Below are 19837 nucleotides of genomic sequence, written 5' to 3'. Positions count from 1 at the left end.
CCTCAGCCGAGATCAAGTATTGCCTCGACAAGGCCTGGTTCGCTCGGATGATGCCTTACCGAAAAGCCGAATTCGCGGCACATGGCCAGCATCTTGACGTTTTCGCTAAGCACGATGCCTTCGATCCGGCCGATCCCATCGGCCTTTGCATAATCTACGATTTGCTTGAGCAATTCCCAACCCAGGCCATGACCCTGCAGGTCCGTGCGCACCAGCAAGGCGTATTCGGCGACAGCATGGTCCGGATCACAAGACAGGCGGCTGATACCTGCCAGCAATCCAGTGCTCGTCTCCAGAGCGACGAAAGCCATGTTGCGGTCGTAGTCGAGCTGGGTGAGCCGCTTCAGCATCTGGTCGGAGAAGCTTTTGCGCGGCGCCAGAAAACGCAGGCGCAGATCATCGGGCGAAATCCTGGCAAGGAATTCGGGATAGAGCGCGATGTCGGCCGGCTTGATCGGCCGGATATGGTAACGCATGCCACCGGCCGAAAACTCCTTTTCCCAGCCCGACGGATAAGGCCTGATGGCAAGCGCCGGATTGGGGCCAGGCTCCTCCACGCGTTCCGGCTCGATCTCGATGCGGGCGTCAAGCGCAATCACGCCCTCTGCGTCGGCCAGCAGCGGATTGATGTCCATCGAAACGAGGCACGGAAAATCGACGATCATTTGCGACAGTCCGTTGAGTGCCGTAACGATTGCTCCACGATCGGCCGGCTTGCGGTCCCGAAACCCGGCCAGCAGGCGGCCGATCCGCGTTTGCGCGATCAGGTCACCGGCAAGCACGTCGTCGAGCGGTGGCAAGGCAATCGCTATGTCGTCCATAACCTCGACCGCGACGCCGCCGGCTCCAAACAGGATGGCCGGCCCGAAGATCGGATCCCGGCTCATGCCGAGGATAAGTTCCTGCGCCTGTTTTCGCACCACCATCGGCTGAACAGCATAGCCTTCAATATCGGTTTGCGGTGCGTGTTTGCGCACACGCGCCTCGATTGCGCGTGCGGCCTCCCCGGCAGCGGCGGCGTTGGCAATGCCAAGCACCACCCCGCCAATGTCCGATTTGTGTGAGATGGCCTTGGACAGCAGCTTGACGACGACCTGCTCGGACGACTTGAGGAGCCGGCCGGCCGCCGCTTCCGCCTCGGCAGGAGTTTTGGCGACGATCGTTTCGGGTACCGGCATGCGGTAGGCGGAAATTGCCGCCTTGGCTTCGGGCTCGGTCAGCATTCGCCGCCCCTCCTTCGCGACCTGCCTGAATATGGCAAGCACGGCCTTCCGGTCCCCCGCGACGTCCTCGCTGCTGCTTGACGGTGCGCGCATCAATGCCCGTTGGGCACGCGACCATTCGCTGAGATAAGAGACGGCGGTTGCCGCGTCAGCGGGCGTTGCGAAACTGGCAATGCGGGCATCCTGTAGGATTTGCCGCCCGGCGCGTGCCGTGCGTTCACCGAGCCAGCAGGTCAGGACCGGTTTGCCGGCGATCATCCCTTCTCTTGCGAGGTCCGCCACAGCACTTGCCGCGGCAAGCGGTGAGCTCAACCCGGTCGGACAGTTCATCACCAGGACGACGTCCGTTCCGGGTTCGGCCGCCACGGCTTCGACAGCGGCCTTGTAGCGCTCCGGTGTGGCGTCACCGATGATGTCGACCGGATTGGCGCGCGACCATGTCGGCGGCAATACGACGTTCAGGCGTTCGATGGTGGCAGGCGAAAGCGCCGCCAATTCTCCCCCGCAGTCGATGAGCTGATCGATGGCGAGTACCCCTGTCCCGCCGCCATTGGTGACGATGCCGACGCGGGCTCGTTCGAGGGGAGTGAAGCGGGCTATCGTTTCAGCGGCATCAAACAGCTCGGTCAGGCCTTTGACGCGCAGGATACCTGCGCGCAGCAATGCCGCATCGACGACACGATCGGCCCCCGATAACGCACCGGTGTGGGTCGCAGCCGCTTTGGCCGACTGCTCGTGCCGACCCGCCTTGATCGCGATGACCGGCTTGACCCGTGCCGCCGCACGAGCGGCTGAGATGAACTTGCGCGGATTGGGAATTGTCTCAAGGTACATCACGATGGCGCGCGTGCGCGCATCCCCCGCCAGCATGTCGAGACAATCGCCCACATCGACATCCGCCATGTCGCCAAGGGACACGATCTGTGAGAAGCCGACATTGTTGTCTGCCGCCCAGTCGATCAACGATGTGGCAATAGCGCCGGATTGCGACAGAAGCGCGATGTTGCCAGGCTTGGCGGCCATGTGCGCAAATCCGGCATTGAGCTTCAATGGCGGAATCATCAGCCCGACCGTGTTTGGCCCGATGATCCGGAAAAGCACGGGCTTGGCGGCGTCGAGCATCGCCTGACGCAGGCCATTTTCGCGCGTCAGCCCCGCAGTGATGACCACGGCCGCTCGCGTACCCTTTTCGGCAAGGTCGCGCACGATGCCGGGAACAGTCTCGGGCGGCGTGACGATGACTCCAAGGTCTGGAATATCTGGAAGATCAGCCGTTTTGGCATAGCAGTGTCGCCCAGCCACTTGCGTATATTTCGGGTTGACCGGCCAAATCTCGCCCTCGAAACCGCCGCTGACGATGTTGTCGAAGACGACACGACCGACGGAGCCGCCGCGCGCCGACGCACCAAAGACCGCAACCGATTTCGGGGCGAACGCCTGTTCAAGATTTCGGATCGTCACCCCTTACGTCTCCTGTTCGTGGCATCATCGCCAGTCGATCTTGCCCGTTCATTGCGTTGGATCAAAGCCTCCTCCGCTTGTCGCGATTAGCTCTTGCGCGAGGTCGCTCGCAAAGTGGAGACCTGCTGTTGCGATCTAAGGAGTGGAGAGTTGGATGAGTTACTATATCAGCAAGATCGTCGACATGCCGTTCACCACGGCGATCAGCCACGTGACCAACAAGCTCGCAAGCAAGGGGTTTGGCGTTCTGACCTCGATCGATGTCCAGCAGACCATGAAGGCCAAGCTTGGCGCCGAGTTCAGGCCCTATGTGATCCTGGGCGCGTGCAATCCGCATTTCGCATGGCGGGCCCTTCAGGCCGAAGACAAGATCGGAACCATGCTGCCTTGCAACGTCATCGTCACGGAGGTCGGGCAAGGAAGGGTAGAGGTCGCAGCGGTGGACCCGGTCGCTTCAATGGGCGCCATCGGCAATCGCGAGCTTGCGCAGGTCGCGAACGATGTGCGTCGCCTGCTCGAGGAGATGGTCGGCGAACTCTAGTGCCGGGGGCCATCACGGTCGAGGGACATCGTATGAACGAGTCTGCACTGCGACGCGCATTGCTGGTCATCGCCATCCTGGGCCTCGCGATTGGGTTAGGAATCTGGCGAACCGGGGGCGGCCCCCTTAAGGCCGACACGATCTGGACGGCGGCGACGTTGCCCGTGGTCATGGCTCTCACCATTTCGATAGTGCGCGATTTCTGGATTGGCCGCTTCGGCGTCGATGCGATTGCTTTGGTGTCGATGTCCGCTGCACTGCTGCTCGGCCAGCCGCTGGCGGCGGTGGTGGTCGCCATCATGTATGCCGGCGGCACCGTGCTCGAGGACTTTGCACGCGGCCGCGCCGAGCGGAGTCTCAAGGCACTGACCGACCGCTCGCCGCGTGTCGCGCATCGCAAATCGGCAGCCGGAACAGAAATGATCCGCATTGAACAGGTCGCTGTCGGCGACAATCTTTTGGTGCGCGCCGGCGAACTGCTTCCCGTCGACGGCATCTTGCTCGGTGCTTCGGCCTCGCTCGACGAGTCGGCGGTGACCGGCGAGCCATTGCCGGTGCGGCGCAGCGCCGGCGACATGCTGCGCAGCGGCACCGTCAATGCGGGCGAGAGCTTCACCATGCGGGCTTCTGCCCTGGCAGAGCACAGCACTTATGCCGCCATCGTGCGCATGGTCGCGGCGGCGCAGACCGTGAAAGCGCCCTTCATTCGCTTGGCCGACCGCTTTGCCCTGTTCCTGCTGCCGGCCACTTTGCTAATCGCGGGCGCGGCCTGGTACATCTCCGGCGATCCGATCCGGGCGCTGGCCGTGCTGGTTGTCGCGACGCCCTGCCCGCTTATTCTTGCTGCCCCCGTAGCCTTCATCGGCGGCGTGTCCCGCGCCGCACGCGCTGGGGTCCTAATGAAAGGCTCGGCTGCGCTGGAGGCTCTTGGGCAAGTCCGAACCGCGATCTTCGACAAAACCGGCACCCTGACCATCGGTGGCGCCGAGCTCATCGAAATCGAAGCCGCACCCGGCCGCAACGTCGACCATCTGCTGCAGTTGTTGGCATCCCTGGAACAGGCCTCGCACCATGTGCTCGCCGACTCCATCATCCGGGCGGCGCGCGGCAGGCAGCTGGCGCTTTCGCATCCGTGTGATGTGCGCGAGCATCGCGGCGCGGGCCTGAAGGGCCAGGTCGAAAACATGTCGATCGCGGCGGGATCGCGGGCTCTCGTGCTCGCCGACAAGCCGCTGCCCGGCTGGGCGAAAAGCGGCGAAGAAAAGTACCGGGACGAGCCTGTGCTCAGGGTTTTTGTAGCACTCGGCGGACGGCTTGCCGGTGTTTTCACCTTCGGCGATGCCCTGCGTATTGATGCGCATGATGCACTCGGCAAGCTGCGCTCAGCCGGCATTGCGCGCATGATTATGCTCACAGGCGACGACGGCGTGGCAGCCAAGCGTATCTCCGCATTGCTCGACCTCGACGCCATTGTCGCCGATGCGACCCCTGCCGAAAAAGTCGACGCGGTCGAAGCCGAAAAGGCCTTGGCGCCGACGATGATGGTCGGCGATGGCATCAACGATGCCCCAGCGCTTGCGGCCGCAACGGTCGGTGTCGCCATGGGCGCACGTGGTGCCACCGCCTCCTCCGAGGCAGCTGACGTCATCGTGCTGACCGACAGGCTGCAGCCCGTCGCCGATGCGGTTCGGATTGCACGGCGAACGCGATCGATCGCCCGGCAAAGCATCATCGCCGGGCTGGCGCTGTCGGGGCTGGCAATGATCGCGGCTGCCCTGGGGCAGATCACCCCGGTTGCCGGAGCGCTGCTTCAGGAAGGGATTGACGTGGCGGTTATCCTGAACGCGTTGCGCACCCTTGGCGATGGACATCTGTGGCGCGCATAGTGTTTGGGAGCAAGATCGGTAAATGGCCATGGCACAGCGGAACTTGGTGGTTTGCAGCAAATGTGGTGGGGTCAACCGCCTGCCACTGGGCCGCAATGCCATGGAGGCGAAATGCGGAAAGTGCGGGAACAGGCTGTTTTCGGGTCAGCCCGAAGATGTCGACGCCCGGGTTTTCGATTGTCAGATCGCCCGCAGCAGCCTTCCAGTCGTGGTCGACGTCTGGGCACCGTGGTGCGGCCCCTGCAAGATGATGGCTCCGGCCTATGCAGCGGCAGCCAATGAACTGGAGCCGCACGCTCGCCTGATCAAACTCAATTCCGACAATGAAAAGGCTGTTGCGGCCAGGCTCGGCATTCGCAGCATCCCGACCATGATCCTCTTTCATGGCGGGCGCGAAATCGCGCGCACATCAGGCGCAATGACGGCAGGCCAGATCGTCAGGTGGGTTCGCGACCGCCTGCCGACGGTCGCCGCCTGAGAGGCGCCGCGCCAATGGATCCGCTCATCGCCCGGCTGGGACTGGCCCTCGCAATAGGTCTGCTCGTCGGCCTGGAGCGCGGCTGGCAAGAGCGGGATGCGCCCGATCGCAGTCGCACGGCCGGCATCCGGACGTTCGGCATAACCGGCCTGCTTGGCGGCGTTCTCGCCGCACTTGCCAACGCGCTCGGCGCGGCATCCGTGCTGGTCGGCGGCTTCATCGCCTTTGCGGCAATTTTCGCCTGGTACAAGGCGCGCGAAGCTGTCCACGACGAGGATTTCAGCGTCACAAGCGTGATCGCTGGCCTCGGCGTTTTTGCCCTTGGCGCGCTCTCCGTCGCCGGCGACTACCGGGCTGCTGCTGCCGGTGGGGCGGCATTGGCGGCAATCCTAGCCAGCCGCGAGATCCTGCACGGTCTTTTGAAGCGACTGACCTGGATCGAACTGCGTTCAGCTCTGATCCTGTCCGTGATGACGGCGATCGTTCTGCCCCTGCTGCCAAACCGGACGATGGACCCGTGGGGCGGGTTCAATCCATGGGAAGTCTGGTTCCTGACGGTGCTGATGGCCTCCATATCGTTCGCCGGCTATGTGGCTGTTCGCATTCTGGGAAATACCCGTGGTCTGCTGGTCAGTTCGCTCGCCGGTGCGATCGTTTCCTCCACCGCCGTAACCTTGGCGCTTGCCCGCAACGCCGCCTCGGCGAGCAATTCGCTGCCGCTCGCCGGGGCGGCATCGCTGGCTGCAATGGTTTCGGTCCTCCGCGTCTGCGCCGTGGTTCTGATCATCGAGCCAAGCGTGTTGGTTTGGGTCGCCATACCAGCGATTGCCGCGGCGCTCGCCTTCGCTGTCTGCGGAACATTGCTGCTGACTCGCGACAGCGGGAACGGCGAAGGCAGCGCAATCGCGCGCAATCCACTCGAACTGGGCCCGTTGCTGCTCTTCGCCTTACTCTTTGCGATCGTCGCGACCGCAAGTGCCGGGCTGGCCGCTCAATTCGGTGGGCGCGGTCTGCTGGCGAGTTCGGCGCTGGCCGGCGCATTCGATGTCGATGTCTCGGTGCTCAGCGCGCTGCGCCTGATCAAGCATTCGGTGCCTGTCGACACTGTGGGCCAGGCAGTGCTCGCGGCGCTGGCAGCAAACGCGATCGGCCGCCTGTCGTTCGCAATATTTGCCGGTCCCGTCAGGTTCTGGTCGCCACTGGCCGTCGCAACCCTGATCGCCGCGATCGTCGGCGCCTGCGCGATGTTGTTGCTCACCCCTTGATTGAAACCCGGTTCTCGAGCCTTCTTTGATGCGGATCAAGGGCCAGGTCCCGCCACCGCTCTATGAAACTCCGTGAAAGGAGTTCGTTATGACCAATCTGAAGGATCTCACCCCGAAATTCCGCCATGTCCGGCTGTTGCTCGCGCGCGAGAAAGGCCATCCGGAAGGTGACCGCGAGGAGGGTTACGACGTACTCGCTCCATTGACCGGCGAAGGCCGGCTCGATGCGGAAGCGTGGAAATCGCACAAGGCCTCTTGCCGTGTTCGCCGGTTCCGCAATGGCGAGGAAGATTTGATCGGCCGACTGAGGCGCAAGCCAGGGGGGCAATGGTATTTCGACTATGCCGAAGGCGATCGCGACGACGAGATCGGCTTTCATCTCGGCGATGAGCGCTTCGTGACCGGCGAATATGTGTCGATCGCGCGCAACGGCACCATGCACACCTACCAGGTGGCACAAGTGGAACGGCCTTGACCCCTTGGGGCAAGCTCACTGGCGGTATACCATGTCGCGACGCATCCTCATTGTGGTCGGGCATCCCGATCCGTCCCCTGACCGGCTCTGCCGTGGTCTTGCAAAGGCCTATGGCGAGGGTGCGGAACAGTCGGGACATGTCGTCCGCCGGGTCGATCTGGCAGCAATCGATTTTCCGATGCTACGTACGATGCAGGAGTTTGAGCACGGTGCTGTGCCCGACAGCCTCAAGGACGCCGCCCAGGCGATGGCCTGGGCCGAGCACATTGTCTTTGTCTTCCCGCTGTGGCTCGGAACCATGCCGGCCATGCTCAAGGCATTTCTGGAACAGGTGATGCGGCCTGGAACGGCCTTTGCCTACCCGGACAAGGGCAGCGGGTTCACCAAGACGCTGCTTCGCGGCCGCTCTGCGCGCGTCGTGGTGACGATGGGCATGCCTTCCGTTGTTTACCGGCTATGGTTCCTCGGACACGGCATCGCCGGCATGAAGCGAAGCATTCTGCATTTCGTCGGCATCAGTCCGGTGCGCGAGACCTTATTCGGCATGGTCGCTGGCGCCAACGATGCGACCCGTGCGAAATGGATCGGACAAATGCGCAACCTCGGTGAGCGTGGGCTTTAGCTGGCGGCCCAGAAACCGGGATAGCGGTTCAAAGCCATCCTTTGCCGGCGCCGCAAACAAAGCCAGAGCCACCAGGGCTTTATGCGGCGCCCAAACCGCCAATCGCGCGAGTTTTGGATCGCGCAGGGGGCTACAGGGACAGCCACGCATGTGAAATGAGAAACCCGCCGCACCTTGGCGCGACGGGTGTTCTCATCAAGGCGCGCCTTACTTGACCAGGATTGTCGCCCACATTCCGTTCATGAAGTGGCCAGGAATGTTGCAGAAGACTGCATAATTGCCAGGCTTGAGGTCGAGCGTCAGCGATCCGGTCTTGCCCGGATCCAGCTCGGAAACCTCGCCGAGATGGCCTGCCGCATCCTCGTTGACACGACTTTCATTTGGCACATATGGCAGCGTGGTCTTCTTCGCATCGGCGATCGGGACGACGATCATCTCATGGACTGTGTCCTTGGAGGTATTCTGGACTTCAAAGGTCACCTTCCCCGCGGGTACGACGGTCTGGTCCAGCTTGACCCTCATGGCTGCCATGCTCATGTTGGCCGGCATGCCCATGCCCATTTTTGCATCGGCGTTCACGACCCCTTCCTTGTCCCATAGCTTGACGTTCACGGTCGTGTTGGCGAAGGCGGGTGCCGAGGCTGTTAAGAGGACGAGGACCAGTCCGGTCTTGAAAGGCTTCATGTCTAAATGCTCCTGATCGCTCGCGGCGACCCCGTGAGCGCTGGTTTTGAGAATCATTCCCGGTCGCGGCACCCGGCTAGAACAGCCAAGCTGACAACGCGCTGACAGCGGATATGAACGGAGACCAGGATGCGATGGACCTTCACCCGAAGCGCTGCATGTTTCATGGACTCATGGATCGACGGTGAATTCCGTCCACATGCCCGCGCCGTAGTGACCTGGCACGTTGCAAACAAGCAGATATTTTTTTAGCTTTTAGATCGACGGTCAGCGTGCCTGACGTGCCGGGATCGAGCTCTGATACTTCGCCCTTGTCGCCAGCTTTATCCTCATCCACCCGGTTTTCGCCTCAACATAAGAAAGCGGCCTGTCGGGATCGGCAAGGTACATCACGATCATTTCATAGACGGTGTCCTTGGAGTCGTTTTTCACCTTGAATGTGACCTCTCCAGCCTTCACCGCCTCGGGCAAGGCTTTGATGCCCATGGTCGCCTTGGCGAGATCGAGTCCGGCCGCCCCATAGGCAAGTGCTTGCGCCCTTGTCCCACGGCGAGATCTGGACAAGCGCTGCTGCTTCGACGCCGCCGGTGCTGCTGGCCATGAGCGTGGCGGCGGCAAATGCGAGCCTGAATAGGGTCTCATGGCAATCCTCCCTCGGGACGGCAGCAGAAGCGCTCACGTCCCGGTCGTATCCTGCTCCGACGGCCGCTGCCGTCCTTGCGCCAAAAATCAAACGGATCGGTGCTAGTGGCTCATCAGCGGCGCGGATGCGGCTGTCAGCCAGTTGTCAGCTTGAATAGGCTATGTCGCACCAATGACGGTGACGTCGCCGCCTGACATGACCAATCGAAATCCCAACCGCCGGCGCAACATTCGCGCCCAAAATTCCAAATGGAGTGATCATGTATCGCACACTCGTTCTCGCAGCTCTCGCCGCTATGATTGCTGGACCGGCGCTCGCCGCCGGTGGCAGCTGCAGCACCGCCCCAAAATCGGCATTCAAGCCCAAGGCAACGCTCGAGGCGCAACTGACGGGCGAAGGCCTGACCGTCCGCCAGATCAAGGTCGAGAAGGGCTGCTACGAAGTCTACGCAGTCGACAAGGCCGGCAAGAAGGTGAACCTGGCCTACAATGCCGAGACGCTTGAAAAGCTCGACAATGCTGAAGCCGGCGAAAACTGATCCGAGCGTTTCGGCAGCCACGGACGCGCAGCCATCTCCAGAGATGGTGCGCGTCTGGGACCGCGTCGTGCGGAGCTTCCACTGGGCGCTGGTGCTCAGCTCACCTCCCATTCCTCGCAAGCCATCCACCATTGGGCCGGCTACGCCGGTGCCGCACTGGTCGCCATGAGGCTCATGTGGGGCGTTCTGGGCACGCCCTATGCGCGGTTCTCGCAATTCGTGCGCGATCCGGTGACGGTGCTGCGATATCTCTCGGCAATACTGACTGGTCGCGAAGCCCGCTACATCGGCCACAATCCGGCTGGCGGCGCGATGGTGATCGCGCTGATTGCGGCGGTAGGTTCAACCGCGCTGACAGGATGGCTGATGACGACGGACGCCTATTTCGGGGTGTCGTGGGTCGAGGCTGCACACAGCACGGCGGCGCACGGCCTGTTGCTGCTCGTCTTCCTTCATATTGGCGGCGTCGCCCTGGCAAGCGTTCGCCATAGCGAAAACCTGGTCTGGGCCATGATGACCGGGCGAAAACGCAAGGCCGAGCGCACGGATGTCGCCTGACGATCTGCCAGCGCACAAGCCCGCTTCGCCATCCTCAGCTATTTGGGGGAACGGGCCAGATAATGCTCGTCGATTGTCAATCACGGCACCAGGACAGCGGCGCCGCTCAATCTCCCTTGCCTGAGATCGTCCAACGCCCGATTGGCCTGGTCCAGCGGATAGGCTTTGGTATGCGTGCGAACCCGCGCACTCTTCGCAACGGGAAAGAACTCTTCCGCGTCGTGGCGCGTCAGGTTTGCTACCGATATTAGTTCACGCTCTTCCCAGAGCAATTCGTAGGCCATCGCCGGGATGTCACTCATGTGGATGCCGCCGCAAACCACCCGGCCACCCTTATGGACAGCGCCAAGCGCGATCGGCACCAGGTCACCAAAAGGGGCGAAGATGATCGCAGCATCGAGCTGCCTGGGCGCAGATTCAACCGAACCGCCGGCCCAAGACACACCGAGCGAGCGGGCGAATTCCTGCGCTTGCCTATCGCCCGACCGGGTGAACGCGAAAACCTCGCGACCTTGCCACAGTGCGATCTGGGCGATGATGTGCGCAGCGGCGCCGAAGCCGTAGATCCCGAGCCGCTTGCCGTCGCCGGCCTTTTTCAGGCACCGCCAGCCGATCAGGCCAGCGCAAAGCAACGGCGCCAGTGATACGGCGTCGACATCCGGGTCCAGATCGAAGGCGAATTGCGCGTCGGCAATGACATGAGTGGCGAAGCCGCCGTCGCGTGTATAGCCGGTGAAATCTGGCTGATCGCAAAGATTTTCATTCTGTGCGAGGCAATAGGGACAATGCCCGCAAGTGTGCCCAAGCCAAGGCACGCCAACTCTGCGCCCGATCCTGGAGCGCGCAACGCCCGTGCCGACAGAATCGATGATGCCGACGATTTCGTGACCGGGGATGAGCGGCAGTTTTGGATGACGAAGATCACCATCAATGACGTGCAGATCGGTCCTACAGACGGCGCACGCCTCAACCCTCAGCCTGATCTCGCCTGGCCCGGGCATCGGATCGGGCCCGTCGACCAGCTTCAAGGGCATGCCGATGCTTTCGAGCACCATTGCTCTCATGACCACTCCTGCCTTCTCCGCAAGGAACAAGGGAAACGAATCTCGATCCGCTTCCCTTTGACGTTCCGATGCATCAAGCGATTGTGATGTGGTCTTCGACCATACGCACTCCGGGCACAGCCCAGGCGGCGCGTTCTGTTGTGCGGCGTTCGGCCCAGCTGTTGACCTTGCCCTTCAGCGTGACCTTGCCGTCGGACACGTTGACTTCTATCGCTTTCGACTCGACTTCGGCACTACGCTTCAAGGCGTCTTCGATGCGTTTTTTAACATCGGACGCCGTTGCGTGCGGCATCACCTCGATGTTGTTGTGTACGCCGAGCACGCCGGCCAGGTATCGAATGGCCGCAAACGCTGCGGATCGCTGGTACTGCCACTCCACCTTGCCGGTGAGCGTCACCCAGCCATCTTGCACCCTCACCTGCACCGCTCCGTCCGGAACGACGGTATTCCAGCTGATCGAGTGCAGAGCGCGCTTGGCGATCTCATCGTCGGCTGTCAGATTGCTGCCGACAGGCCGCACTTCGATTTCCTGCGCGATACCTTTCACTCCCTTGACGCGGCGTACCGCATCTTCGGTGGTTGCCTTCTGCGCATAGGTCGATACATGGCCGGTCAGAGTGACCACGCTGTTGTCGACCGCGACGCCGATATTGGCCGCGTCGATGCTTGGCTGGAACTCCAGTTCATCGATGATGTCCTGCCTCAAAATATTGTTGTTCATGATTGCACCTCTCTTGGGAGCGGACCGCGCTCGCTCAGTTGAACGGTCTGACTATGAAGGGGCGAGCTCGTGTTGACGTTGATGAGGATCAAACCATCTCTGGTCGAGGGAGACGAGTGACCCTCAACTTCACGTTCGGAAATCAAACTTTTATTTGACCGGCATCAAAGCTGGCAGCTCTGTCTTCCTGTTCATTGCCTCGCATCAGAGTCTCAGATCTGGGAGAGCACCATGACTACGGCTGACTTCAACATTCCTGTTCGGAAAGTCGCGACCGCGACGCCAACAAAGCTTCGACTTGGTTCCCTGACCGCACTGGTCATTGGTTCGATGGTCGGCTCAGGCGTATTCAGCCTGCCGCAGAATATGGCGGCTGGTGCTGGCCCTCTCGCCATCCTGATTGGCTGGGCGATCACCGCGGTCGGCATGCTGGCGCTGGTCTTCGTCTATCAATCGCTTGCAACCCGCAAGCCCGAACTCGATGCCGGACCCTATGCCTATGCCAAGGCCGGCTTCGGCCCCTTCATTGGCTTCAACAGCGCCTGGGGCTACTGGATCAGCGCCTGGGTCGGCAACGTCTCCTACGCGGTAATCGTGTTCAGCGCCCTGTCCTATTTCTTTCCCGCCTTCGGCGATGGAAACACCTGGCAGGCGGTGCTCGGCGCATCGATCCTGTTGTGGTTGATCCACGTCCTGGTTCTCGCCGGCATCCGTCAGGCGGCGATCATCAACCTCATTGTAACGGTGGCGAAGATCGCTCCCATTGTCTTGTTCGTCGGGGTTGTTGCCGTCGCCTTCAAATTGCAAGTCTGGTCGCTCGACTTCAGCGGTCTGGGCAACGCCAGTCTCGGCTCGATCGCCGCTCAGGTGAAAAGCACGATGCTGGTGACCCTGTGGGTGTTCATAGGCATCGAAGGCGCCAGCGTCTTTTCCAGTCGTGCCGAGCGCCGCAAGGACATCGCCATGGCGACCGTTCTCGGCTTCTTCACCTGCCTTGCACTTTACGCCCTGGTGTCTCTGCTATCGCTCGGCATCCTCAGCCAGCCAGAACTCGCGGCGCTGAAGAACCCCTCCATGGCGGGCGTGTTGGAGGCGGTTGTCGGCCCCTGGGGTGCTATCCTCATCAACATCGCGCTTGTCGTGTCGGTGATCGGCGCTTTCCTGAGCTGGACGCTGCTTGCGGCTGAAATTCCGCACGTCGCCGCCAAGGATGGGACGATGCCGAAATTCTTCGGCCGAGAAAGCGAGCGCGGCGTGCCCTCGACCTCGCTCTTGATCACCAACCTGCTCGTCCAGGCGTTCCTGGTGATCACACTTTTCGCCCAAAGCACCTACCAGGCACTGTTCTACATCGCGTCGGCCGCAATCCTGGTTCCTTACATCTTTTCCGGAGCTTACGCGGCCAAGCTCGCCTTGACCGGAGAGAGCTTCGCGACCGGCGAACAGCGCGCCGGTCCGCTTTTTGCCGGGTTGCTGGCAACGGTCTACGGGCTGTGGCTCGTCTATGCGGCGGGGCCTGCATACCTGTTCATGTGCGCGATCCTCTATGCGCCCGGCATCATCTTCTACGTCTGGGCGCGCCGCGAAACCAATCAGCGCGTCTTCCATCCTGCCGAAGCGGCACTCGCCGGAACCCTCATCGCTGTCGCCATCCTCGCCGTTTACGAGATGTGGACCGGCGCCGTCAGCGCGCTGTGAGAGGATTGACAGCGATGACAAGCCTGGGTGTCCACTCCGAAGTCGGTCGGCTGCGCGAGGTGATGGTCCATCGCCCGGATCTCAGCCTGCGCAGGCTGACACCGGAAAACTGCAAGGCGCTGCTCTTCGACGACGTGCTGTGGGTCAAGCGGGCCCGCCAGGAGCACGACGTCTTCGTCGATGCGTTGCGCGAACGCGGCGTCGTTGTGCATTCCTTTGGCGAACTTCTTTGTGAGACAATGAGCCTGGTCAAGGCCCGCGACTGGCTCCTCGACCGCCGGGTTCATCCCGGCGTCGTCGGGCTGGACATGGTCGACGAGTTGCGCGGGTGGCTCAAGGAAATGCCGTCCGAACAGCTAGCGTCTTATCTTGTCGGCGGCATTGCCCGGGCGGAGCTTCCTTTCGAGCCCAAAGGTCTGACGGGAAGAACGCTCGCCCCCCAGGATTTCGTCCTGCCGCCGCTGCCGAACCAGCTTTTCACCCGCGACAGCTCATGCTGGATCTACGGTTCGGTCTCCGTCAATTCCATGTACTGGCCCGCGCGGCGCCCGGAAGCGGCCAACGTCGAAGCCGTCTACCGCTTCCACCCTCGCTTCCGCGACAGCGGCGTCCCCTTTGTTTCGCCGGACTTGGGAACAGGCACCAGCCTCGAAGGCGGTGATGTCATGCCGATCGGCGGAGGAACGGTCCTCGTCGGCATGGGAGAGCGCACCACACCGCAAGCCGTGGGCGACCTCGCGCGCAGCCTGTTCGCAGCCGGCGAAGCCACGCGCGTGATCGCTGCCCTGATGCCGCGGGACCGCAGTTTCATGCATCTTGATACCGTCTTCACCTTCTGCGATCGCGACCTGGTGACCATGTATCCGCCAGTGGTGGACCGGTTGCGCACGTTCTCGCTGCGGCCGGGCGATGGCGAGGCGGCGGTTGAGGTCACCGATGAGAAAAACCCGTTCACGGCCGTGGTTGCGGAAGCCCTTGGGCTGAAATCGTTGCGCATCATCGCCACCGGTGGCGACCGTTACGAGGCCGAGCGCGAGCAATGGGACGATGGCAACAATGTCATTGCGGTCGAGCCCGGCGTGGTTATCGGCTACGACCGCAACGTCTACACCAACACGCTCCTGCGCCGCGCCGGAATTGAAGTGATCACGGTCGAAGGCGCCGAACTCAGCCGCGGCCGCGGCGGCGGGCACTGCATGACCTGTCCGATTGCACGCGACCCGATCTGACCCGAAAGGAACGTTCCATGTCGATCAATCTTCACGGCCGCTCCGTCCTGACCCTGGACGATCTCACCGCCGACGAGATCCGCTTTCTTCTCAAGCTGGCGGCCGACCTCAAAGCGGCAAAGCTCGCCGGACACGAGATCCCGCGCCTTGCCAGAAAGAACATCGCGCTGATCTTCGAGAAGGATTCGACGCGCACACGCACGGGTTTCGAGGTGGCGGCCTACGACCAGGGCGCCCACGTCACCTACTTTGGCCCCACCGGCAGCCATATCGGCCACAAGGAATCCATGAAGGATACGGCGCGCGTCCTCGGCCGCATGTATGACGCGATCGAGTATCGCGGCTTTGGCCAGCACCAGGCCGAACTGCTTGCCACGCATGCCGGCGTGCCGGTCTACAACGGCCTCACCGACGAGGCGCATCCCACACAGATCCTCGCCGACCTCATGACCATGCGTGAATTCACGCATAAGCATCTGTCGGACATGACCGTCGCCTTCGTCGGTGAGGGCCGCGACAATGTCGCGCTGTCGCTGGCACTTGGAGCAGCCAAGGTCGGCATAGACATGCGCATCGCTTCACCGAGAGAGCTCTGGCCGGACGAGGAGTTCTGCGCCCATGTTCGCGACCTGGCGCAGCGCAGCGGCGGCCGCTTCCGCCTCGACGAGGATGTGACGGGCTGCGTCCAGGATGCTGATTTTATTTACACCGACGTATGGATGTCGATGGGCGAGGATAAATCGGGCTGGACCGAACGTATCCGGCTTTTGACGCCCTACCGGGTCACGAGCGAAGTGATGGCTGCCGCAGGCAACCCTCACGTCAAATTCATGCATTGCCTGCCGGCGTTCCACGATACCGATACCGAGATTGGCGCCTTCATCGCGAAGGAGTACGGCATTGACTGCATGGAGGTCACCGACGAGGTGTTCGAGTCGGCTAATTCGATCGTCTTCGATCAGGCCGAAAACCGAATGCACACGATCAAGGCCCTGCTCGTCGCCACGATCGGCAACTGAGATGCTTGTCGTCGTTGCGCTCGGCGGAAACGCACTCTTGCGCCGTGGAGAACCGATGACGGCCGGGAACCAGCGCGCCAACATCGTGCGCGCTGCGTCAGTGCTGGCCAAACTCGTCGACGAAGGGCACTCCATTGTGGTCACACACGGCAATGGTCCGCAGGTGGGACTTCTGGCCCTGCAGGCAGCGGCAACCTCGGATGGCCGCACTTTTCCACTCGACGTGCTTGGCGCCGAGAGCGCAGGGATGATCGGCTACGTCATTGAGCAGGAACTCGGCAACCTTCTCAAGGATAGGCTTTTTGCGACCCTGCTGACACAGGTGAAGGTGGATCCACAAGATCCGGCTTTCGCTCACCCAACGAAACCGATTGGCCCGGTCTACGACGAGGCAACCGCACGCAGCCTTGCTAATGAACGCGGCTGGCAGATCGCGCCCGACGGCGACAAATGGCGCCGCGTCGTGCCCTCGCCCAAGCCACTGGCGATCCTGGAAGCTTCCGTGATCTCTTTCCTGGTCGAACGTGCTGTGATCGTCATCTGCACCGGCGGTGGCGGAGTTCCCGTGATAGCCCGCGACGATGGCAGTCTTTGCGGCGTGGAAGCCGTTATCGACAAGGACCTTGCAAGCGCGCTGCTTGCCCGCCAGTTGCAAGCCGACATGCTGCTCCTGTTGACTGATGTCGACGCCGTCTATGTCGACTACGGAACGGCGACTGCTCGGGCGCTCCGGCGCGTGAGCCCCAAGGAGCTATCGGGGCAGAATTTTCCGGCCGGCTCCATGGGACCGAAGGTCGCCGCCGCAATCGAGTTCACTGAAGCGACAGGCAAGCCTGCAGCAATCGGCAAGCTTGATGACGCCGTTAACATTGTCAAAGGAGAACGCGGCACATGGTTCGAGACCAGCGCCCTGCCCGCACCCCTCGAGCCTGCTGAACGTTAGGCTACTGCCACGACACCGATGACATAATTCTTGCCGTAGACTTTCGCGCATTTGGGGCATGTCGTGTAGAAGAAATACACATCGCGCGGCTCCCTATGTCGAGCGAGCGCGATCCGCTGCATTTCCTCGTGCCAGTTCCTTGCCTGGCTGTATGGGCCTTGGAACACCTTCGTCAGGAAGTCGCCCCGACAGCGTGGTCGTCTCCTCGCCTGGAACCGGCCTGGTCACAGAGAAAAGATGCTCGCTTCTCCAGGGCGAAACATCCTTGCTGAGAACGATGAACTGATCGGGGTCGGAGGCGCCGGCGTCGTCCATGTGCTCGTTAACGCGCGCGAACACGCTGCCCATGTTCATTGGGATGTGCATGACACTGTGGGTTCTGGCTTTGACAAACCGCTTGTCCTTGAAGTGCAGTTCCTGCCTGTCCCAACCTGCGGGATTGAATTTGGGGCAGCAGCCGGTAGTGGTTCAGTTTGAAATCTGACAAGCCGTCAATCGACGCTGACTGACTGTCGCGCGACAGGCCGAACTCCAACTACGGCATGAACAAGCTCGACACCAAGACCCGCTCGCAAATCCTGCACATGCTCTGAGAAGGTCTCGATGCGCGCGACCACGCGCGTTATGGGCATGAGCAAGAACACAATTGCGAAGCTCCTTTCGGACGCTGGCGCGGTATGTGCCGCCTATCAGGAGGAAGCCCTTCGCAACCTGTCCAGCAAGCATTCAGGTCGATGAAATCTGGGCGTTCACCTATGCCAAGCAGAAAACGTCAAGATGGCCAAGGCTGCCCCGGAAGGCGCTGGCGACACATGGACATGGACGGCTATCGATGCCGACACTAAGCTTGTTATGTCTTGGCTGGTCGGCGGGCGCGATAGCGAATACGCAATGCGCTTCATGGACGACCTTTCGCGCCGCCTCGCCAATCGCGTCCAACTTTCCAGCGATGGCCACAGAGCTTATCGTTCGGCGGCGATGTCGACTACGTCATGCTGATCAAGCTCTATGGCGCTTCGCCGGACAGCGCCAAGGGCCGTTACAGCCCTGCGGAATGCACTGGTGCGCGGAAAGAACGTATCGAAGGCAACCCAGACATCAAGCATGTCAGCACGTCATTTGCCGAGCGCCAGAACCTGACCATGCGGATGCATATGCGCCGATTTACTCGCCTGACCAACGGCTTTTCCAAGAAGGTAGAGGCTCACGCCAATGCCGTGGCTCTGCATTTTTCATGTACTACAATTTGTTCGCATCCACGCGACGCTGCGCATGGCCCCGGCGATGGCCGCTGGCGTGACAGGCAAGCTTTGGGAGATTGGCGACATCTAGGGCTGATTGAAGCGAAAGAAGCCGAGCAGCCAAAAGTGCGCGGCTCGTATAAAAAGCAGGGTCAGATTTCAAACTGACCCACTACCCAGCAGCCGGTCGTGTTGACGCTGGCGTCGTATCGAGGCGTTTGATTCGTCTGCATGGAAGTACCCCAATTGGCTTGCCGTCCATCTAACTGAAAGCGGGAAAGCCATCAATTCATCCTGGTCAATGTGGCTCTGAAACGTGATTGATGCGTATCAAAGCCGGCCGAACTCACGCCTGTTAGGCAATACCCATAGAAATCGGAGGCGGTCATGGCCCACAAACAGGTATTGTTTCGTTCCGCAGCCCGCGAAAAGATTCTTCGCGGCGCAACTCAACTCGCAGACGCCGTGCGCGTGACGCTCGGGCCGCGCTCGAAGTCGGTCCTCATCGAAAAGAAATGGGGCGCTCCCATCATCTGCAACGACGGGGTGACCATCGCCAAGGAATTCGACCTGAAGGATCCCGAGGAGAACCTTGGCGCGAGAATGCTCAGGCAAGCAGCCGAGAAAACCGGGGACATGGTTGGTGACGGCACCAGCACGTCTACCATTCTGGCTCATGCGATGTTCGCCGATGGAGTGCGCAACGTTGTTGCCGGCGCCAGCGCGATCGACATCAAGCGGGGCCTTGATCGCGCCACCAAACGCGCGATCGAGACGCTCAAGCAGATATCTCGGCCAGTCTCGACCCGGCGCGAGAAGGAGCAGGTGGCGACGATCTCCGCGCACAACGACCCGCTCATCGGCGAACTCGTCGGCGAGGCAATGGAGAAGGTCGGCGGCGAAGGCGTCATCACGGTCGAGGAAGCGAAGACAACGGAGACGGTTCTGGAGGTTGTCGAGGGCATGCAGTTCGATCGTGGATTCCTGTCACCTTATTTCGTGACCGATCCCGAGAAGATGGAGGCGGTCCTGGAAGACGCGCTCGTGCTGATCGTGGAGAAGAAGATCGCTTCGCTGAACGATCTCATCAAGCTGCTTGAAGCCGTGGCGAAGTCCGGTTCGCCATTGCTCGTGATAGCCGAGGAAGTCGAAGGCGAGGCCCTTGCGACTTTCATCGTCAACCAGATCCGCGGCACGTTCAAAAACTGCGCCGTCAAGGCGCCCGGCTTCGGCGATCGCCGCAAAGCCATGTTGCAGGACATCGCCATCCTGACAGGAGGGCAGGTCATCTCCGAAGATCTCGGCCTCAAACTGGAAAATGTCACGACGGAGCAGTTGGGTCGTGCAAAGCGAATAGTCGTCGACAAGGACAATACGACTATCATTGGCGGCGCAGGTGAGGCTAAGACAATCAAGAGTCGCGTGGAACAGATCCGGCGCGAGGTCGACAATACGACGAGCGACTACGATCGCGAAAAGCTGCAGGAGCGGCTGGCCAAGCTTGCAGGCGGCGTCGCCGTCATCAAGGTCGGCGCGCCGACCGAGGCC

At 61.6% G+C, this 19837-nt stretch carries 18 protein-coding genes and 1 pseudogene; 14 read left to right on the top strand and 5 right to left on the bottom strand.

Annotated elements, in window-relative coordinates; genetic code table 11:
• Positions 1-2: 2 nt before the first annotated feature.
• Positions 3-2684 carry a bifunctional acetate--CoA ligase family protein/GNAT family N-acetyltransferase gene (locus EOA19_RS27630; protein ID WP_127293763.1) on the bottom strand — a complete coding sequence of 894 codons (2682 nt, stop codon included), beginning with the start codon at positions 2682-2684 and terminating at the stop codon, positions 3-5.
• A gap of 154 nt (positions 2685-2838) precedes the next feature.
• On the opposite strand from EOA19_RS27630, the gene EOA19_RS27625 reads away from it, so the two are divergent.
• The 6 genes from EOA19_RS27625 (at position 2839) to EOA19_RS27600 (ending at position 7951) form a co-directional block, all read left to right on the top strand.
• Positions 2839-3225 (top strand): DUF302 domain-containing protein, encoded by a 387-nt coding sequence (locus EOA19_RS27625; protein WP_127293765.1) that lies wholly within the window; start codon positions 2839-2841, stop codon positions 3223-3225.
• 32 nt (positions 3226-3257) lie between these two features.
• Complete coding sequence (locus EOA19_RS27620; RefSeq protein ID WP_128305396.1) at positions 3258-5111, top strand: heavy metal translocating P-type ATPase; 1854 nt, start codon at positions 3258-3260, stop codon at positions 5109-5111.
• Between the two features lie 28 nt (positions 5112-5139).
• Positions 5140-5589 (top strand): thioredoxin TrxC, encoded by a 450-nt coding sequence (trxC, locus tag EOA19_RS27615; protein WP_128305395.1) that lies wholly within the window; start codon positions 5140-5142, stop codon positions 5587-5589.
• Positions 5590-5603: 14 nt separating this feature from the next.
• Complete coding sequence (locus EOA19_RS27610; RefSeq protein ID WP_128305394.1) at positions 5604-6854, top strand: MgtC/SapB family protein; 1251 nt, start codon at positions 5604-5606, stop codon at positions 6852-6854.
• An 88-nt stretch (positions 6855-6942) separates the two neighbouring features.
• Entirely contained in the window at positions 6943-7329 is a 387-nt protein-coding gene (locus EOA19_RS27605; RefSeq protein ID WP_127293772.1) for a hypothetical protein, read from the top strand.
• Between the two features lie 31 nt (positions 7330-7360).
• Positions 7361-7951, top strand: a complete 591-nt coding sequence (locus tag EOA19_RS27600) for an NAD(P)H-dependent oxidoreductase (RefSeq protein WP_127293774.1) — start codon at positions 7361-7363, stop codon at positions 7949-7951.
• A gap of 207 nt (positions 7952-8158) precedes the next feature.
• On the opposite strand, the gene EOA19_RS27595 is transcribed toward EOA19_RS27600, so the two are convergent.
• On the bottom strand, positions 8159-8692 hold the full coding sequence (locus EOA19_RS27595; protein ID WP_245486345.1) for a plastocyanin/azurin family copper-binding protein: 534 nt from the start codon (positions 8690-8692) through the stop codon (positions 8159-8161).
• 210 nt (positions 8693-8902) lie between these two features.
• Positions 8903-9277, bottom strand: a complete 375-nt coding sequence (locus EOA19_RS27590; protein ID WP_245486344.1) for a hypothetical protein — start codon at positions 9275-9277, stop codon at positions 8903-8905.
• 260 nt (positions 9278-9537) lie between these two features.
• Here EOA19_RS27590 and EOA19_RS27585 point away from each other — a divergent pair, with 260 nt between their 5' ends.
• Both EOA19_RS27585 and EOA19_RS27580 read left to right on the top strand, forming a co-directional pair.
• The gene (locus EOA19_RS27585; RefSeq protein WP_128305393.1) at positions 9538-9816 is read left to right on the top strand and encodes a PepSY domain-containing protein; all 279 of its coding nucleotides are present in this window, start codon (positions 9538-9540) and stop codon (positions 9814-9816) included.
• 165 nt (positions 9817-9981) lie between these two features.
• On the top strand, positions 9982-10374 hold the full coding sequence (locus tag EOA19_RS27580) for a cytochrome b/b6 domain-containing protein (protein WP_348629855.1): 393 nt from the start codon (positions 9982-9984) through the stop codon (positions 10372-10374).
• An 80-nt stretch (positions 10375-10454) separates the two neighbouring features.
• On the opposite strand, the gene EOA19_RS27575 is transcribed toward EOA19_RS27580, so the two are convergent.
• Both EOA19_RS27575 and EOA19_RS27570 read right to left on the bottom strand, forming a co-directional pair.
• Positions 10455-11438, bottom strand: coding sequence for a zinc-dependent alcohol dehydrogenase family protein (locus EOA19_RS27575; RefSeq protein WP_128305392.1), 984 nt, complete (start codon positions 11436-11438; stop codon positions 10455-10457).
• A gap of 73 nt (positions 11439-11511) precedes the next feature.
• Entirely contained in the window at positions 11512-12159 is a 648-nt protein-coding gene (locus tag EOA19_RS27570) for a BON domain-containing protein (RefSeq protein ID WP_128305391.1), read from the bottom strand.
• A 231-nt stretch (positions 12160-12390) separates the two neighbouring features.
• Between EOA19_RS27570 and arcD the strand changes: the two genes are divergently transcribed.
• From arcD to groL, 6 genes and pseudogenes are all read left to right on the top strand, one after another.
• Positions 12391-13857, top strand: a complete 1467-nt coding sequence (arcD, locus tag EOA19_RS27565) for an arginine-ornithine antiporter (RefSeq protein WP_128305390.1) — start codon at positions 12391-12393, stop codon at positions 13855-13857.
• 14 nt (positions 13858-13871) lie between these two features.
• Entirely contained in the window at positions 13872-15086 is a 1215-nt protein-coding gene (locus EOA19_RS27560) for an arginine deiminase (protein ID WP_128305389.1), read from the top strand.
• A 17-nt stretch (positions 15087-15103) separates the two neighbouring features.
• Positions 15104-16105, top strand: coding sequence for an ornithine carbamoyltransferase (gene argF / locus EOA19_RS27555; RefSeq protein WP_127293784.1), 1002 nt, complete (start codon positions 15104-15106; stop codon positions 16103-16105).
• Between the two features lies 1 nt (position 16106).
• Complete coding sequence (arcC, locus tag EOA19_RS27550) at positions 16107-17048, top strand: carbamate kinase (RefSeq protein ID WP_128305388.1); 942 nt, start codon at positions 16107-16109, stop codon at positions 17046-17048.
• A gap of 542 nt (positions 17049-17590) precedes the next feature.
• Positions 17591-18377: pseudogene (locus EOA19_RS27540) on the top strand (IS1 family transposase); the annotation flags it as partial.
• A 299-nt stretch (positions 18378-18676) separates the two neighbouring features.
• Positions 18677-19837: chaperonin GroEL (gene groL, locus EOA19_RS27535; RefSeq protein WP_128305387.1), on the top strand; the 1161-nt coding region annotated here is incomplete at its 3' end.

Source organism: Mesorhizobium sp. M7A.F.Ca.US.010.02.1.1, from assembly GCF_004023085.1.
Lineage (GTDB): Bacteria > Pseudomonadota > Alphaproteobacteria > Rhizobiales > Rhizobiaceae > Mesorhizobium.
Note: the sequence above shows the minus strand (reverse complement) of the source record. Positions and strands in the feature narration are given on the sequence as shown.

Coding starts and splice junctions, on each gene's coding strand:
- EOA19_RS27625 (WP_127293765.1), top strand. CDS start 2,839: ATGAGTTACTATATCAGCAAGATCGTCGACATGCCGTTCACCACGGCG.
- EOA19_RS27620 (WP_128305396.1), top strand. CDS start 3,258: ATGAACGAGTCTGCACTGCGACGCGCATTGCTGGTCATCGCCATCCTG.
- trxC (WP_128305395.1), top strand. CDS start 5,140: ATGGCACAGCGGAACTTGGTGGTTTGCAGCAAATGTGGTGGGGTCAAC.
- EOA19_RS27610 (WP_128305394.1), top strand. CDS start 5,604: ATGGATCCGCTCATCGCCCGGCTGGGACTGGCCCTCGCAATAGGTCTG.
- EOA19_RS27605 (WP_127293772.1), top strand. CDS start 6,943: ATGACCAATCTGAAGGATCTCACCCCGAAATTCCGCCATGTCCGGCTG.
- EOA19_RS27600 (WP_127293774.1), top strand. CDS start 7,361: ATGTCGCGACGCATCCTCATTGTGGTCGGGCATCCCGATCCGTCCCCT.
- EOA19_RS27595 (WP_245486345.1), bottom strand. CDS start 8,692: ATGATTCTCAAAACCAGCGCTCACGGGGTCGCCGCGAGCGATCAGGAG.
- EOA19_RS27590 (WP_245486344.1), bottom strand. CDS start 9,277: ATGAGACCCTATTCAGGCTCGCATTTGCCGCCGCCACGCTCATGGCCA.
- EOA19_RS27585 (WP_128305393.1), top strand. CDS start 9,538: ATGTATCGCACACTCGTTCTCGCAGCTCTCGCCGCTATGATTGCTGGA.
- EOA19_RS27580 (WP_348629855.1), top strand. CDS start 9,982: ATGAGGCTCATGTGGGGCGTTCTGGGCACGCCCTATGCGCGGTTCTCG.
- EOA19_RS27575 (WP_128305392.1), bottom strand. CDS start 11,438: ATGAGAGCAATGGTGCTCGAAAGCATCGGCATGCCCTTGAAGCTGGTC.
- EOA19_RS27570 (WP_128305391.1), bottom strand. CDS start 12,159: ATGAACAACAATATTTTGAGGCAGGACATCATCGATGAACTGGAGTTC.
- arcD (WP_128305390.1), top strand. CDS start 12,391: ATGACTACGGCTGACTTCAACATTCCTGTTCGGAAAGTCGCGACCGCG.
- EOA19_RS27560 (WP_128305389.1), top strand. CDS start 13,872: ATGACAAGCCTGGGTGTCCACTCCGAAGTCGGTCGGCTGCGCGAGGTG.
- argF (WP_127293784.1), top strand. CDS start 15,104: ATGTCGATCAATCTTCACGGCCGCTCCGTCCTGACCCTGGACGATCTC.
- arcC (WP_128305388.1), top strand. CDS start 16,107: ATGCTTGTCGTCGTTGCGCTCGGCGGAAACGCACTCTTGCGCCGTGGA.